We start from the raw sequence: 15,127 nt of genomic DNA, 5'->3' as shown, positions 1-15,127 counted from the left end.
CCGTATCACGACGTGGGATGGAGCCTGGACGACGATCAGCCGTCCGCCTTCGGGGAGGGGTCGGCCGACGGGTCGGCGGAGGACTTCGCCTTCCCGTCCCCGTCCGTCTTCCCGCTCTCGCCGGCCTTCTGGTCACCGGCCGTCTTGTCCGCGGCCGCCTTGTCCCCGGCCTTCTGGCCGTCCGTGGCCTTCTGGCCGCCGGCGCCGGCGTCGCTCTTGAGCTTCGCCCCCGCGTCCGCCGCGCGCTGGAGCGCGTCCTGCAGCGCGGCCTGGGCCTTGCCGTAGGCGTCCCAGTCGGGCTTCCGCAGCGCCGCCTCGGCGTCCTCGTACGCCTTCTGCGCGTCCGCGATCGCCTGCTTCAGCTCGGCGTCGTTGGTCGTCGGCTTCGTCGGCTTCGTCGGCTGGGTGGTGCCCGGCTGCTGCGCCGGCGGCGGGGTGGCCCCCTCGCTGCCGAACACCGCGTCGAGCGCCGCCGCGAGGTTGTCCTCGAAGACCGTGACGTCCTTCGTGGTGCCGCCCTTGGGCTGGTCCGCGTCCACGTACGACACCGCGACCTTCTTCATCAGCGGGTAGTGCGCGTTGCGGCCCTGCGCGTACACCGGCTCCACATAGAGGAAGCCGCCGTTGAGCGGGACCGTGAGCAGGTTGCCGTACTGGATGTCGGAGTCGGCGCCCTTCATGTCACGGACGAAGTTGGCCACCGCCGGCAGGCTGTTGAGCTTGTTCTGCACCTGCTGCGGGCCGGGCACGTCCTCCGTGACGGTCAGCAGTCTGATCCGGCCGTAGTCCTTGCTGGTGGCGTCGGCGTCGACGGCCATGAACGCGCCCAGGTTGGGCCGTCCGTTCGGCGTGAACGTCGTCGTCAGCGAGAACCGCTGGTCCGTCTCCCCGGGCATCTTCATGCTCAGGTAGTACGGCGGGACGGCGGTGCCGTCCTTGTCGGTCGGGTCGTCCTGCACCTGCCAGGCGTCCGAGCCGCTGTAGAAGCGCTCGGCGTCCTCGACGTGGTAGCGGGTGAGCAGCTCGCGCTGGACCTTGAACATGTCCTGCGGGTAGCGCAGGTGCTCCATGAGCTCCGGCTTGATCGCGTCACGCGACTTCACCGTGTCGGGGAACGCCTTCATCCAGGTCTTGAGGACCGGGTCCTTCGTGTCCCACTGGTAGAGGTTCACCGTGCCGTCGTACGCGTCGACGGTGGCCTTCACCGAGTTGCGGATGTAGTTGACCTGGTTCTGCTGGGCGACGACCGCGCGCTGCTGGTTGCCGACCGTCAGCGCGTCGGCGGTGGTCTCGCCGAGCGTCGTACGGGAGGCGTACGGGTAGCCGTTGCTGGTCGTGTACGCGTCGACGATCCACTGGATCCGGCCGTCGATGACCGCCGGGTAGGCGTCGCCGTCGATGGTCAGCCAGGGGGCGACGGCCTCGACCCGCTCCTTGGGGGTGCGGTTGTACAGGATCCGCGAGCCGTCGCCGATGGCGCCGGAGTAGAGGATCTGCGGCTCGCTGAACGCGACCGCGTACGCCGCCCGGTTGAAGGTCGACGAGAGGCTGACGCCGCTGTTGCCCTTGTAGCTGGTGGTGCGCTCGCCCTTGCCGTCGTAGTCGAGCTCCTTCTGGGGCCCGCCGACGATGGAGTACTGGTCGGTCTTCTCGCCGTAGTAGACGCGCTGCTCGTACGTCGGGAGCATCCCGCTCGTCGGCAGCCCCTGCTCGGTGAAGACCGGGGAACCGTTGGCGTCGGTCTGGGTGCCGGTCGCCATGATGGCGCCGTACCCGTGGGTGTAGGTGAAGTGGTCGTTGATCCAGTTCCGCTTCGGGATGCCCTTGATGTTGAGCTCACGCAGACCGACGACGGTGTCCTGGCCGTCGTACCGGTCGACGTCGAGGGTGAGCGGGAACTGGTAGTACTTCCGCTTCTGCTCCTGCTGCTGGAACGTCGGCGACACGATGTTCGGGTCGATCAGCCGGTAGGCGGCCGCCGAGTCGGCGTCCGCGCGCAGCTGGTCCTTCGCCTTCACCGTGGACTTGCCGGAGTACTCCTCCGGCTTGGTGGAGGCGATGTCGTACGCCTTGCGCGTCGCGTCGATGTTCTTCTTGATGTACGGCGCTTCCTTGGCCTGCTCGTTCGGCTGGACCTGGAACTTCTGCACGATGGCCGGGTAGAGGCCGCCGATCAGGACCGCCGAGAGCACCATCAGACCGAAGCCGATCACCGGCAGCTGCCAGGTGCGCCGCCACAGCGTCGCGAAGAACAGCAGCGCGCAGATCACCGCGATGCAGAAGAGGATCGTCTTCGCCGGCAGATAGGCGTTGGCGTCCACGTACCGCAGTCCGGTCCAGTTGCCGGCCGCCTTGAAGTCGCTGGACTTCACCGCGAGGCCGTACCGGTCGAGCCAGTACGCGACGGCCTTCAGCGTGACGAAGACGCCGAGCAGCACCGACAGGTGTCCGGTCGCGGCGCCGGTCGCGCGGGCGCCCGGGCTGGTGACGCGCAGCCCGCCGTAGAGGTAGTGCGTGGCCGCGGCGGCGATCAGCGACAGGACGGTGGCGCCGAAGCCGAAGGCCAGCAGGAAGCGGTACCAGGGCAGGTCGAACGCGTAGAACGACACGTCCAGCTTGAACTGCGGGTCCGTCTCGCCGAACGGGACCCCGTTCACCCACATCAGCCAGGTGCGCCACTGCCCGGAGGCGGAGGCTCCGGCGATCAGGCCGACCAGCGCGGTGACCGCGAGCAGCAGCCACTTGCGGAACGGCGCGATTCCCATCCGGTAACGGTCGAGACTCTGCTGTTCCTGTGACATCGCGCTCAGCGGCGGCCGCAGCCGGTACGCCAGCCAGATATTCAGGCCGACGGCCACGGCCATGATCAGACCGAAGACCGCGAAAAGGCCGATCTTGGTCCACAGAGTGGTGGTGAACACCGACGAGTAGTGGACCGAACGGAACCAGAGCCAGTCCGTCCAGAAACCGGCGAACATCACGAAGACCATGAAGAGCACGGCCAGGACGCCCAGGGTCATCAGGAGCGTACGGGCGCGACGGGACGGCCGGCCGACCCGCATCCTCGGTCCGGACGGCCCCGACGGACCCCTGCCGCCTCTGCCGCCTCCGCGGTCCGGCATCTGGAAAGCCAACGTACGCCCCTTGAAGTTGATGCGTGAGATGCGTCGATCTCCGCGTGCAAGAACAGGCTCCGCGATCGTGGGAGCCCACTGTTGCAACTTACTGAGGCTTTACCTAGTTCCCGACTTTCGGGAAAGAGGAGGCAGGATATTGCTCATGTCCAATGTTTCCCCCTCCGGCCCTCCGATGGCCGCGAGCCCCCTCACCCGCGCGGTACTCGAAATCGACGAGTACGCCTCGGGCCTCGGCTGGGACCGTCCGGCCCGGCTCTTCGCCCTGGTCGACACCGCCCGGCTGCGTGCCTCGGCGCCGTCGGTCGCCCGTCAGCTCGGCGGTGCCGGCAACGAGGCCGGCGCCGCCGGCTACACCCCCATCGAGCAGGACCAGCTGCCCGCCGGAACCGCTCTCGACGAGTTCCTGGGCACCATCGCCTGGCCCGACGCGGTGGCCGGCTGCGCGCTGACGGTGGAGCGGCTGATGCTGCCGCCGTCGGCCGAGGCCTCCGTGCCGAAGGGCCTGAGCGACGCCAAGCTCGCCAAGTGGGTCGCCGGGCACCCGGACCGCCAGGAGGTCCGGATGACCGTCGCGGTGCTGCGGAACGGCGCGCGCGAGGCGGCGATCCGGCTGCGCGAGAAGGACTCGGCGAGCGAGGTGCTGACCGGCCCCGACCTGGTGCCGGGTCTCGCGGACGCGCTCGCGGCGACCTTCGAGTCCTGATCCTGAGCCTGGCGTTTTCGGGCTGGTGTACGGGTACGGGGCGCGCTCCGTACCCGTACACCGGCCCGTGCACCGGCGCGTACACCGGCGTGGTTCAGCTCTTCGAGCAGCCGGGCAGACCCGCCGTGTCACCCGTGCGGAGCTTTTCCAGGGAGTTCCTGGCGTCGTCGATGTTCGTCACCTTGATGAGCGTCAGCCCGGAGGGCGTGTCCGCGGCGGCCGCGGCGCAGTTGTCGGCCGGGGTGAGGAAGTAGCGGGCGCCCGCGTCGCGCGCGCCGACCAGCTTCATCTCGATGCCGCCGATCGGGCCGACCTTGCCCGCGTCGTCGATGGTGCCGGTGCCGGCGATGAACTTGCCGCCGGTGAGCGCGCCCGGGGTGAGCTTGTCGACGATGCCGAGCGCGAACATCAGACCGGCGCTCGGGCCGCCGACGTCGGCGAGCTTGATGTCGACGGTGAACGGGAAGACGTGGTCGGTGCCGGCCTGGATGCCGACGACGGCCCGGTCGCCGTCCTCCTTGGACTTCGCGGTGGTGAGGACCACCTGCTCGGTCACGGACGTGTCCTGGTGGGTCTTGGCCGCGGCGGCGGCCTCCTTGGCCGGGCTGATGGTGAAGGTCACCTTCTGACCGGGCTTGTGCCGGGTGACGAGCTTGGCCACGTCACCGGGCTCCTTCACCGGCGTACCGTCCACGGCGCGGATCACGTCGCCCGCGTGCAGCTTCCCCTCGGCGGGGGTGCCCTTGACGACGGAGGCGACGACGACCCGGGTGGTCACCGGGATGTCCAGCTCCTTGAGCGCGGCCACCTTGGCGCTCTCCTGGGACTGGCTGAACTCCTCGGCGTTCTCCTGGCTGGACTGCTCCTCGGTCTTGCCGTCCGGGTAGAGCGTCTCGTGCGGAACGACCACGCTGTCGTGGGCCAGCCACTTGTAGACGGCCTCGATCGCGTTCATCTTGTAGTCCGCGCTGGTGACCCGGACCGTGGTCATGTTGAGGTTGCCGGAGGTCGGGTACGTCTTCTTTCCCGAGATCTGCAGCACCGGCTCGCCACGCGCCTCGCCGAGGGTGTTCACCGTGGGTCCCGGGCTCATCTCGGAGTACGGCACCGGAATGAGGACGCCGACGCAGAGCAGCGTGATCAGGATCAAGGTGGAGGCGAGCATCGTCGCGGTGCGGCGTGGCATGGAACGACAGTACGGGACCTGCCTGTGCGCGCACTCCCGGGGCGGTCCGTACGAGGATCAGCCGGTACCGGTGGTCGCGGCGGCGGCCCTGGCCTCGCACTCCGGCAGCGCGGAAGCGGAGGCGGGATCGGGCGAGGGGGCGGGATCGGAGGGGCGGGACCGCTCCATGGCGTCCCGGAATCGCGCGTAGCCCGCGAGCTCGGCGACATCCCCGATGGTCTTGTTACGGGAAGCCCAGCTTCCCCATATCGCCGTGCCGACGACTGTGAAAACCGGAATCAGCAACCAGGCCAGCGCTGCCATCCCGACCTCCCATCCCCAGTGGTCCCCAATGAGTGGATCAGCAGACTATTCATCCGCAGCATCAACGCTGCTGCCTGGGGGGCGGTTACGCAAATCGGGCGGTCGGCTACGACTCGTCGGCGTGGCGCCTTGCGTGATCGAGGGGTGACCTCCCCCAGCCTCCGGCCGGGGGGACCCCCAGACTCAAGGGGAACGTCTCTAGCAGGCCCCCACCCTCCCCCAGCCTTCGGCCGGGGGGACCCCCAGACTCAGGGTGAACGTCTCTAACAGGCTCCAACCCACTCTTCTGTCCCGTCCGAGAAGCTCTGGTGCTTCCAGATCGGGACCTCGTGCTTGAGGTCGTCGATCAGCTGCCGGCACGCCTCGAAGGCATCCCCCCGGTGCGGACAGGAGACCGCGACGATCACCGCGAGGTCGCCCACCCGCAGATCGCCCACCCGGTGGACGGCGGCCAGGGCACGGACCGGATGGTTCGCGGCGACCTTCTCGGCGACCCGGCGCAGCTCCGCCTCGGCCGTCGGATGGCAGGAGTAGCCGAGGGCGTCGACGTCGGCGCCGCCGTCGTGGTTGCGTACCGTGCCCGCGAACAGGACGACGCCGCCTGCGGCGTCGTCGCCGACCGCGCGGAAGACCTCGTCCACCGAGAGCGGCGTGTCACGGATCGCGAGGAGCTTGATCGGGTCGTCCGAGGCCCGCTCGCCGGGGTGGTCATACCTGTCAGCCATGGGCCCATCGTGCCGTACGGCGCCGACAGGCCGAACCACGTTTCCCCGGAACGGCCGCCCGGGACCGTTCCGCGGAGGGGCCCCGGGCGCGTCCGGGCGCGTCCGGGGCGGGTCCCGGAGCAGATCCCGGGGTCCTACAGACCGCGCCGCTTGCGCATCTGCCGGACCAGGGCCGCCGTACCGAGCAGCGCCACCGTGGCACCCGCCGCGCCCGCCGCCGTCGCGTCCTTGCGGCCGAGCCGGCGTCCCGCGACCGTGTGCCGGCCCTCGGCCTCCTCCAGGAGCGCGGCCAGCACCTCCTCGTTGGTCCACTTCGGCCGCCAGCCCGCGTCGTGCAGCCGTCCGACGCTCACCACCCAGGGGTGCATGGTGTACGCGAGGTCGCCGGCCGGCGAGGGGGTGAGGCCGATCCGGTGCAGCCGGGCCGCCGCGCCCATCGCGACCGCCGAGGGCAGCTCCATGCGCCGGATCCCCGACAGCTCCTCGATCTGTTCCTGCTCCAGCCAGCCGTCGCAGCCGACGGCGAACTCCCCCTCCACCTTCCCCAGGGCCGCGTACTCCAGCGCGCTCACCAGGTCCTCCACATGGCAGAACTGCCAGGTGGGCCGGGATCCGGCGACGACGAGCAGCCGGGGCGACTCGAAGTAGCGGGTCAGCGCCGTGTCCGTACCGCCGACCAGGACGGCGGGCCGGACCACGGTGACGTGGAGGCCGGGGTACGCGCGCGGGGCGCGACGGGCGAGGCGTTCGATCTCCAGGAGGTCGCCGACGCCGGTGGCCTCGGCCGTGGCGCGCAGCTCGGCGTCCTCGGAGAGCGGGATGTCGTTGTCGGGCAGCGCCCCGTAGACCATGGCGGAGGTGCACAGCACCACCCGGCGCACCCCGGCCGCCGCGGCGGCCGTGAGCACGGTCTGGGTGCCGCGCACGTTGTACGCGGTGCGCGCGGCCGGGTCGGTCTCCAGGTCGAGGTCGACCGCGAGGTGCACGACGACATCGGCGCCGCGCAGCTTCTCGGCGATGGCCGGATCGCGTACGTCGAGGATGTGCCACTGCGCCTCGGGGACCTCCCCCCGGCGTTCGTCGATCGCGACGACCTGCTTGATCTCGTCCGATGCGGCAAGGCTGCGGGTCAGCAGGTCACCGACCCCGGACGCGGCACCGGTGACCGCGACGACGGGGCCGCGCGCGGCGGACCGGGTGGACGGGTTTCGCGCTGCGCGAACCTGAGATTCTGGGGAACTCACCGGGCGTCTCCAGCGGTTGTCTTCAGTACGCACCCGCGTGACGTGCGCGTACCAGGTGGCGTCCATCCTGCCCCAGGCCCCGGCCCGGCGGAGCACCGAGCCCTGATCCGGTGCGGATGTCGCGGTGGCCCGCCGCCTCGCGGACCGGCGGGCCCGGCCCGGTCCGCGCGTCACCGCCTACGCTGGTGGTGTGGAGTCGGGGAGGCGAGCCAAGCCGAGAGCCCGCCGCCGGCAGGAAGCCGGTGGCCTTACGAGCCGAGGAAACCTGTGAGTGACACCCCATTCGGATTCGGCCTTCCGCCGGAGGAGCCGGAGAACGGCGACGAGGGCAAGAAGAAGGACCCCGCCGGAGGTGGCCAGGGGTCCGGTGGCCAGGGCGGCGGCAATCCGTTCGGGGCGAACCCGTTCGGCTTCGGCGGTCTGCCGGGCATGGGGGGCGGCCAGGGCGGCGCGGACAACCCGTTCGCCGCGATGTTCGGGTCGATGAACCCGCAGGACCTGGGCGCCGCCTTCCAGCAGCTGGGCCAGATGCTCAGCTACGAGGGCGGTCCGGTCAACTGGGACATGGCCAAGCAGATCGCGCGCCAGGTCGTCGCCCAGGGCACGTCCGACGGCACCAAGGACGAGAGCGTCGGCCCCGCCGAGAAGGCGGCGGTCGAGGAGGCGGTGCGCCTCGCCGACCTGTGGCTGGACCAGGTGACCTCGCTGCCGTCCGGCGCGAACACGGCCGTGGCGTGGAGCCGCGCGGAGTGGGTCGAGGCGACCCTGCCGGCCTGGAAGCAGCTGGTCGACCCGGTCGCCGAGCGGGTCGGCACGGCGATGGGCGAGGTGCTGCCGCAGGAGATGCAGGCCATGGCGGGCCCGCTGATCGGCATGATGCGCTCGATGGGCGGCGCCATGTTCGGCCAGCAGATCGGCCAGGCCGTGGGCGTGCTCGCGGGCGAGGTCGTCGGTTCGACGGACGTCGGTCTGCCGCTCGGCCCGGCCGGGCGCGCGGCGCTCCTGCCGCTGAACGTCGCGGCCTTCGGCAAGGACCTGGGCGTCCCCTCGGACGAGGTCCGGCTGTACCTGGCCCTGCGCGAGGCCGCCCACCAGCGTCTCTTCGCGCATGTGCCGTGGCTGCGCTCGCACCTGTTCGGCGCCGTCGAGGGCTACGCCCGGGGCATCAAGGTCGACACCTCCAAGCTGGAGGAGGCGGTGGGCCAGCTCGACCCGTCGCACCCCGAGCAGCTGCAGGAAGCCCTTCAGCAGGGCATGTTCCAGCCGGAGGAGACCGCCGAGCAGAAGGCGGCCCTGGCCCGTCTGGAGACGGCGCTCGCGCTGGTCGAGGGCTGGGTCGACGCGGTCGTACACGAGGCCGCCAAGGCCCGTCTGACCTCGGCGGACGCGCTGCGCGAGACGCTGCGCCGGCGCCGGGCGACCGGTGGCCCCGCCGAGCAGACCTTCGCCACCCTGATCGGTCTCCAGCTGCGTCCGCGCCGGCTGCGCGACGCCTCGCGCCTGTGGGCCTCGCTCACCGACGCGCGCGGCATGGACGGCCGGGACGCCCTCTGGGAGCACCCGGACATGCTGCCGACGGCGACCGACCTGGACGACCCGGACGGCTTCGTGCACCACGAGCAGCCGGACTTCTCCGAGCTGGACAAGATGCTCGGCGAGGCCGCGAAGGGCGGCGCCCAGGGCGAGACCGGGACCGAGGCTGCCGACAAGGGCGAGGGCGACGGCCCGGCCCGGGGCGACGACAAGGACGACAAGGACGACACCGAGAAGTGAGCCTGTACGACGACGCGGTCCTCGTGCTCAAGGAGTACGAGGACCAGCCGGAACTCCGTGATGCCTATCTGGCGCACCTGGCCGAGCACCCGGACGGCATGTACAAGCCGTGCACGGCCGGGCACGTCACGGCCAGCGCGCTGGTGATCGACCCCTCGCGGGGGCAGGTGCTGCTGACGCTGCACCGCAAGCTGAACATGTGGCTCCAGATGGGCGGCCACTGCGAGCCGGACGACCGCACGGTCGCGCAGGCCGCGATGCGCGAGGCGGCCGAGGAGTCCGGCATCCCGGATCTGACGCTGCTGCCCGGCGGTCCGGTGCGCCTGGACCGGCACCCCATCCCGGGGACCTGCCAGTGGCACCTGGACGTGCAGTACGCGGCGCTCGCCCCGGCCGGGGCCGCCGCGGCGATCAGCGACGAGTCGCTGGACCTGCGCTGGTTCGGCTACGACGAGGTGGCGGATGTGGCGGACGCCTCGGTGGTCCACCTGGTGGAGCGCACCCGCGCCCGGCTCGGCTGACCTTCGGGGCCCGTGGCGGACCGCGTGAGCGGACCGCCGGCACGGACATCGGTAAGGGGCGGTCTCCCATGGAGACCGCCCCTTACGCGTCACCCATGCATGGGCGCGGGTCAGCTCCAGACGTTGGCCTGGTTCTGGCCGTACGCGCCGTTCCCGCCAACGCCGTACTGGGCGGCGATGCCCTGCCCGATGACGGCGTTCTGCGGCGGCATGACCTCACTGGGCTGCACGAGGGCGAAGCCCGTACCGAGGAAGCTCAGCTCCCAGCCCTCGCCCGTGTCGCCGCGCCGGCGGCGCACGGAGGTGCTGTGCGTCTGGGCCTGCATCTGCACCCGCAGACCGCCGGACCAGGCGACGACCGCGTCGGCGTCCGCGCTCACGTACTTGTCGGGGGTGACCTGCATCATCAGCGGCTGCCCGGAGGTCATCAGGGCGATCTTGCCGTGGCCGGTGATGTTCAGCTGGTACTTGCCGGTGCCGGAGACGCCGTACTGGCTGTCCACGGCGACGACCTCGCTGTGCAGCGTCGAGTCGAGCGCGAGGACGTAGGCGCTGTCGACGGTCAGACCGTCCCGGTCGACGTCCACGACGTGGATGTACTGCGCGAGGTTCGCGAAGTAGACCGTGCCCTGCCCGGAGCAGCGCATCAGGTCCAGGCCCTCGCCCGTGCGGGCCTGGGTCACGCGCTGGGTCGTGGACGTGTACTCGCCGTCGAAGTCGACGAGCCCCTGGTACGCGACCATCGCGCCCTTGCGGGCGAGCACGTCGTCCTGGCCGGTCAGCGCGACCCGCAGCAGCTGCGGGTTCTGCACGACGTAGCGTTCCTGGCTCTGCTGCTCGGCGTAGTTGAAAAGCGGGCTCTGCATGATGTGTTCTCGCTCCCCCTCAGCCCCGCACCCGCAGGCGGTCGGAACTGTCCTCACTCGGCTGTACGACGACGATGCCCTGGCCCGAGAAGGCCATCTGGTACGCCTCTCCGCTGCCGCGCCCGATGAGGGAGCCGGCCTTGAAGCTGCGCTTGCCCTTCACCTTGAGCGTGGGCGACCAGGCGACGAGCGCGTCGGGGTCGACGTACGTCTCGTCGTCGCCCCGGCCGCAGTCGACGACGACCGGGGTGCCGCGCGAGGTGAGGGCGACCCAGCCGGTGCCGGAGATCCGGACGTTGAACATGCCCTGGCCGGCGAACTTGGCCAGGCCCTTGACCCGCTCGACACCCCAGTCGAGGTGCGCGTCGAAGGCGAGCAGGTTGCTGCCGTTGACCGACAGGGCGTCGCCGTTCAGATTGACGACGACGACGTCGGCGCCGTAGTCGGCGAGGTAGAGCAGCCCGTCGCCGGAGCACCTCATGACCGGTGCGCCCTCGCCGGTGAACCACTCCTTGGCCTGGTGGCGCAGGGCCGGCGGGTTGGGCTCGTAGGACACGAAGCCCTCGTAGGCGACCATCGATCCGGTGCGCGCGTACAGGTCCTGACCGGTGGTCATGGCGACCTTCAGCATGGCGCTGCCGTGGTTCTCCATGCGGGCGGCGGGCGGGGTCGGGGCGAAGCCCGCGAGTTTCTCGTTCATGATTCCGGGCTCCCCTTAGACCTCGTAGGGCTGGACGACGATGAAGTTGCCGGGGGCGCCCCGGAACTGGAGGTTCACGGTCTCCCCGCTGTGGCCCGGGTAGGCGTTGCGGCGCAGCCTGACCTGGCTGGAGAGGATGACCTGGGACGCGGCCGACCAGGCGACGACGGCGTTGCAGTCGGCGAAGGTGGTCGGGGTGACCGGCAGGACGACGGGGACGCCGTGCGTCTTCACGACGACGGTGCCGGTGCCCTGGAACAGCATCGTGAACAGGGCGCCGCCGGGGATGCCGTGGCCCTCGATCCGGCGCACCTCGTACTGGAGGCTCTCGTCGAAGGCGAGCACGTTCTCGGCGGAGACGCAGATGCCGTCGCCCTGGAGCTCGATCGGGTGCAGATGGGTGCTGTCCTCGGCGAGGAAGACCTGGCCGCGGCCGGTGCAGCGCATCAGCTGCATCTCCTGGCCGGTGGCGTGGCCGACGATCCGGCCGGCGAACCCGGCGCCCTTGTAGGAGAAGTCGACCTTGCCCTGGTACATGACCATGGAACCCTGCCGGGCCAGCACCGGGGTGCCGCCCTTGTCCAGGTCGACCCGCATGAGCTGGTGGTTCTGCGAGGTCCAGCGGGCGCCGTCGGCGGCTTCCTTGAACGGCGCGAGCGCGGCGGCGAGCCCGGCGCCGGCGGCGGGCAGGCCCTGCGGCGCACCACCGTGCGGGGGCTGCTGCGGGACCTGGCCGAACTGAGGCTGACCGAACTGCTGCTGACCGTACGGGGCGGGCGCGGGCTGACCGTACGGGGCGGGGGCGGGCGCGGGCTGACCGTACGGAGCGGGGGTGGGCTGTCCGTAGGGGGCCGGTGCGGGCTGACCGTACGGAGCGGGGGTGGGCTGGCCGTAGGGGGCCTGCGCGGGCTGCCCGTAGGGGGACGGTGCGGGAGACGGAGGCGGCGGGGCGGGTGCCGGGGCCGGAGGTGCCAGGGGCGCGACCACCGTCGGCGCGCCGTGCATCGGGGCCGGCGGCGCGGGCGGGGCGGGAGCGGGCGGCGCGCCGAAGGCGGGGGCGGGGGCGGGCGGCGCGCCGAAGGCGGGGGCGGGCGCCGGGGCGGGCGCGGGAACCGGGGCCGGGGCCGGGGCCGGTGCCGGTGCCGGTGCCGTGGGGGCTCCGAAGGCGGGCGGGGTGGCGGGCGTCGCGGGAGGGGCGAAGCCGGGGGCCTCGGCCGGGGCGGCCTGCGGCGCGGCGGGCTCCTCCTCGGCGACCTCGCCGCCGAAGTTCTCCAGCAGCGCCGCGAGACCTCCGTCGAAGCCCTGCCCGACGGCGGCGAAGCGCCAGACGTCCTTCAGATAGAAGTCCCCGAGCATGACCGCGCGTTCGGTGGAGAACTCCGCGCCGGTGAAGGCGTACCGGGCGACCTCCTCGCCGCCCGCGACGATCCGGATCCAGCCGGGGCCGACCTGCGACATCTGCCCGTCGCCGTCGATGGTGGCGGTGAAGGACAGCTTCCGGATCCGCTCGGGAATCCGGTCCAGGGTGACCCGGAAGGACTCGGTGTCGCCGGCCTGTTCACCCAGGAGCTGGATCGACTCCTCCGGCGACTTGGGCTGGTTGAAGAAGACGAAGTAACGGTCGTCGGAGAGCCGCTCGTCGGCGTCGAGCCCGAAGCAGCTGATGTCGAAGGTCAGTCCGGGAGCCGCGATCCGCACACCCACGTACAGATCCGTGCCCGCCGTCAGATCACTGATCTTGGCCTTGTGGCCGCGTTGGAATTCCCTGGCCATATGTGACGACCGTCCCCCATCCAGAAGAGCGAATGCGTCGCGCCAGGCTAACCGCTGCCCAGGACAGGGAGGCCGGGCGGCACTGGTCTGGTACGAAATCGCCGCACTACTCCCCTACTCCCCCGCTCCCCTACTCCTCTGCTCCCCTGTCTCCTTGCCTGCCTGCTCCCTTGCTCCCTTACTCGGCTCGGGCTCCCGGCAGCCGGGGAAGCCGGGCGGCCTCGGCCACCCCCTCCAGATAGCCGCGGGCCCGCTCGGTGCGCGGATAGGAGTCCAGGAGCCGCCAGAAGTCGGGGCCGTGGCCCGGTACGAGAAGGTGCGCCAGCTCGTGGCAGAGCACGTAGTCGACGACGTACTCGGGCATGCCCTGGAGCCGGTGGGAGAGCCGGATGCTGCCCTCGGAAGGGGTGCAGGAGCCCCAGCGGGTGTTCTGGTTGGTGACCCAGCGGACGGAAGCGGGCCGGGCCCGGCCGCCGAAGTACTGGTCCGACAACCGCCCGGCGCGCTCGGCCAGTTCCCGGTCGCCGAGCACACTCTTGCTCTCCCGGGCCGCCAGTTTGTCCAGCATGACGGTGACCCAGCGGCGCTCCTCCGCCTCCGACATCCGGGCCGGGATGAGGACGATCGTGCGGTCGCCCTCGCGGTAGGCGGAGACGGTCCGTCTCCGGCGGGAGCTGCGGCGGACCTCCACCGCGCTCGTCCCCGGGCCGCGGGGCGTTGTGCTGGTCAGGCTGGACTGCGGTTCGACGGGCACGGCCCCGACGTTACCGGCTGGGCGGCGGGGAGTCCCGCACCATTCGAATGATTAATCCCCCGAGCCTGTGGACAACTTTCCGCGCCGCTCGCGCCGCGGGGGCACTCTGATCCCAGGCGTCCACGGTGGAACGGGACGCGGGCACACAAGGCTTCGACACGGGGGTGGATCGTGCATCCGATGGTGAAACCGGCGCTGCGGCGCGCCTGGCGCAATCTGCGGTACGTGCAGTTCGGGGTGACGCCCGCGCACGCGGTGGTGCTGGGGCCGGTGGACCCGGCGACCGGCAGTCTGATCGGGCTGCTCGACGGGACACGCGGGATGGAACCGCTGCGCGCGGCGGCCGGGGCCCTGGGGCTGCCCCGGGGACATCTGGAGGCGCTGCTCGGGCGGCTCGCGTCGGCGGGGCTGCTCGCGGACGCGTCGGTCCGGCCGCCGGGCGGACCGCCAAGGGCCGCACCGGAAGCGCCGGAAGCACCGGAAGCACCGCAGGAAGACGACGGGACGGGCGTGGCTGACAGGACAGAGGGAGCGCCGGGCCGGGCGGATCCGGAGCGGGATCCGGTGCGGGCGGATCTGGCCTCGCTGTCGGTGGTGCACCGGGCGCCCGACGGTGCGGCGCGGACGCTGGCCGCCCGGCGGTCGCAGCGGGTGCAGGTACGGGGCGCGGGCCGGGTGGGCGCGGCGGTGGCGGCGCTGTTGTCGGCGGCGGGGGTCGGCCGGGTGGAGGTGCTGGACTCCGGCACGGTCGCCCCGTGGGAGGTCTCGCCGGGCGGGCTGCCGGCCGGGGACGTCGGCGAGCGGCGGGCGGTGGCGGCCCGGCGGCTGGTGGGGCGCTCGGCGCCGGGCGGCCGGGTCCCGCGCGAGGCGGCGCGGGGGACGGGGGACGGCGGCGAGCCGGGGTGGTCGCTCGTCGTGGTGGCGCCCCGGGACGGCCTCGGCGCGTACGTGCCCGATCCGCTGCCCGCCGAGCACTGGCTGGCCACCGGGACACCGCATCTGTACGCGGGGGTGCTCGAAGCCACCGGGGTGGTGGGCCCGTTGGTGCTGCCGGGCGGTACGGCCTGCGCGGGCTGCGTCCAGCAGGAGCGGGCCGATCGGGAGCCGCTGTGGCCTCGGTTGCCGGCGCAGTGGCGGTCGGGCCGGCCGCACGCGCTGCCCGCGTGCGACGTGGCGCTGGCGTCGGCGGTCGCGGGGCTGGCGGCGGCGCACGCGCTGGCGTTCCTGGACGGGGACCTGCCGTCGAGCACCGGGGCGCGGTGGGAGGTGTCGCTGCCGCTGCTGGAGTGGCGCTCGGCGCCGGTCCGGGCGCACCCGGCGTGTCCGTGCGGGGCGAGGTCCGGCGCGCAGCGGGAACATGCCTCGGCGGCCGGCGGCTGACACGACACAATGAGCACGTGGACGGCCCCGTGCGGTACGGCAGTCTGGGACTTGGAGGGCGT

At 71.9% G+C, this 15,127-nt stretch carries 13 protein-coding genes; 4 read left to right on the top strand and 9 right to left on the bottom strand.

Translation table 11 applies throughout. The features are described from left to right. Positions 1-35: 35 nt before the first annotated feature. A complete protein-coding gene (locus tag ABZ990_RS15205) occupies positions 36-3,122 on the bottom strand; it encodes a UPF0182 family protein (protein WP_361230904.1) in 3,087 nt (1,028 codons plus the stop codon). Between the two features lie 157 nt (positions 3,123-3,279). On the opposite strand from ABZ990_RS15205, the gene ABZ990_RS15200 reads away from it, so the two are divergent. Beyond that, positions 3,280-3,840: a PPA1309 family protein gene (locus ABZ990_RS15200; protein WP_361230902.1), complete on the top strand. Its 561-nt coding sequence runs from the start codon at positions 3,280-3,282 to the stop codon at positions 3,838-3,840. Between the two features lie 94 nt (positions 3,841-3,934). Here ABZ990_RS15200 and ABZ990_RS15195 read toward each other — a convergent pair whose 3' ends face one another. From ABZ990_RS15195 to ABZ990_RS15180, 4 genes are all read right to left on the bottom strand, one after another. After that, complete coding sequence (locus ABZ990_RS15195; RefSeq protein WP_361230900.1) at positions 3,935-5,026, bottom strand: PDZ domain-containing protein; 1,092 nt, start codon at positions 5,024-5,026, stop codon at positions 3,935-3,937. A 57-nt stretch (positions 5,027-5,083) separates the two neighbouring features. Continuing rightward, positions 5,084-5,329, bottom strand: coding sequence for a hypothetical protein (locus ABZ990_RS15190; RefSeq protein WP_361231041.1), 246 nt, complete (start codon positions 5,327-5,329; stop codon positions 5,084-5,086). A gap of 263 nt (positions 5,330-5,592) precedes the next feature. Next, positions 5,593-6,054, bottom strand: a complete 462-nt coding sequence (locus ABZ990_RS15185; RefSeq protein WP_361230899.1) for a molybdenum cofactor biosynthesis protein MoaE — start codon at positions 6,052-6,054, stop codon at positions 5,593-5,595. Positions 6,055-6,188: 134 nt separating this feature from the next. Beyond that, positions 6,189-7,298, bottom strand: a complete 1,110-nt coding sequence (locus ABZ990_RS15180; RefSeq protein WP_361230897.1) for an SDR family oxidoreductase — start codon at positions 7,296-7,298, stop codon at positions 6,189-6,191. Positions 7,299-7,565: 267 nt separating this feature from the next. Between ABZ990_RS15180 and ABZ990_RS15175 the strand changes: the two genes are divergently transcribed. Further along, positions 7,566-9,071, top strand: a complete 1,506-nt coding sequence (locus ABZ990_RS15175; protein WP_361230895.1) for a zinc-dependent metalloprotease — start codon at positions 7,566-7,568, stop codon at positions 9,069-9,071. After that, positions 9,068-9,592: an NUDIX hydrolase gene (locus tag ABZ990_RS15170; protein WP_361230894.1), complete on the top strand. Its 525-nt coding sequence runs from the start codon at positions 9,068-9,070 to the stop codon at positions 9,590-9,592. The genes ABZ990_RS15175 and ABZ990_RS15170 overlap by 4 nt, the downstream gene beginning before the upstream one ends. A 110-nt stretch (positions 9,593-9,702) precedes the next feature. On the opposite strand, the gene ABZ990_RS15165 is transcribed toward ABZ990_RS15170, so the two are convergent. From ABZ990_RS15165 to ABZ990_RS15150, 4 genes are all read right to left on the bottom strand, one after another. Then, a complete protein-coding gene (locus ABZ990_RS15165; protein ID WP_361230892.1) occupies positions 9,703-10,458 on the bottom strand; it encodes an AIM24 family protein in 756 nt (251 codons plus the stop codon). Between the two features lie 19 nt (positions 10,459-10,477). Continuing rightward, entirely contained in the window at positions 10,478-11,158 is a 681-nt protein-coding gene (locus tag ABZ990_RS15160) for an AIM24 family protein (RefSeq protein WP_361230890.1), read from the bottom strand. A gap of 15 nt (positions 11,159-11,173) precedes the next feature. Then, complete coding sequence (locus ABZ990_RS15155) at positions 11,174-12,931, bottom strand: TerD family protein (protein ID WP_361230888.1); 1,758 nt, start codon at positions 12,929-12,931, stop codon at positions 11,174-11,176. 178 nt (positions 12,932-13,109) lie between these two features. Continuing rightward, the gene (locus ABZ990_RS15150) at positions 13,110-13,685 is read right to left on the bottom strand and encodes a M48 family metallopeptidase (protein WP_361230886.1); all 576 of its coding nucleotides are present in this window, start codon (positions 13,683-13,685) and stop codon (positions 13,110-13,112) included. Between the two features lie 171 nt (positions 13,686-13,856). Between ABZ990_RS15150 and ABZ990_RS15145 the strand changes: the two genes are divergently transcribed. After that, positions 13,857-15,065, top strand: coding sequence for a ThiF family adenylyltransferase (locus tag ABZ990_RS15145; RefSeq protein ID WP_361230884.1), 1,209 nt, complete (start codon positions 13,857-13,859; stop codon positions 15,063-15,065). Positions 15,066-15,127: the final 62 nt, after the last annotated feature.

This window comes from Streptomyces sp. NPDC046203 (genome assembly GCF_040646255.1).
Lineage (GTDB): Bacteria > Actinomycetota > Actinomycetes > Streptomycetales > Streptomycetaceae > Streptomyces.
Note: the sequence above shows the minus strand (reverse complement) of the source record. Positions and strands in the feature narration are given on the sequence as shown.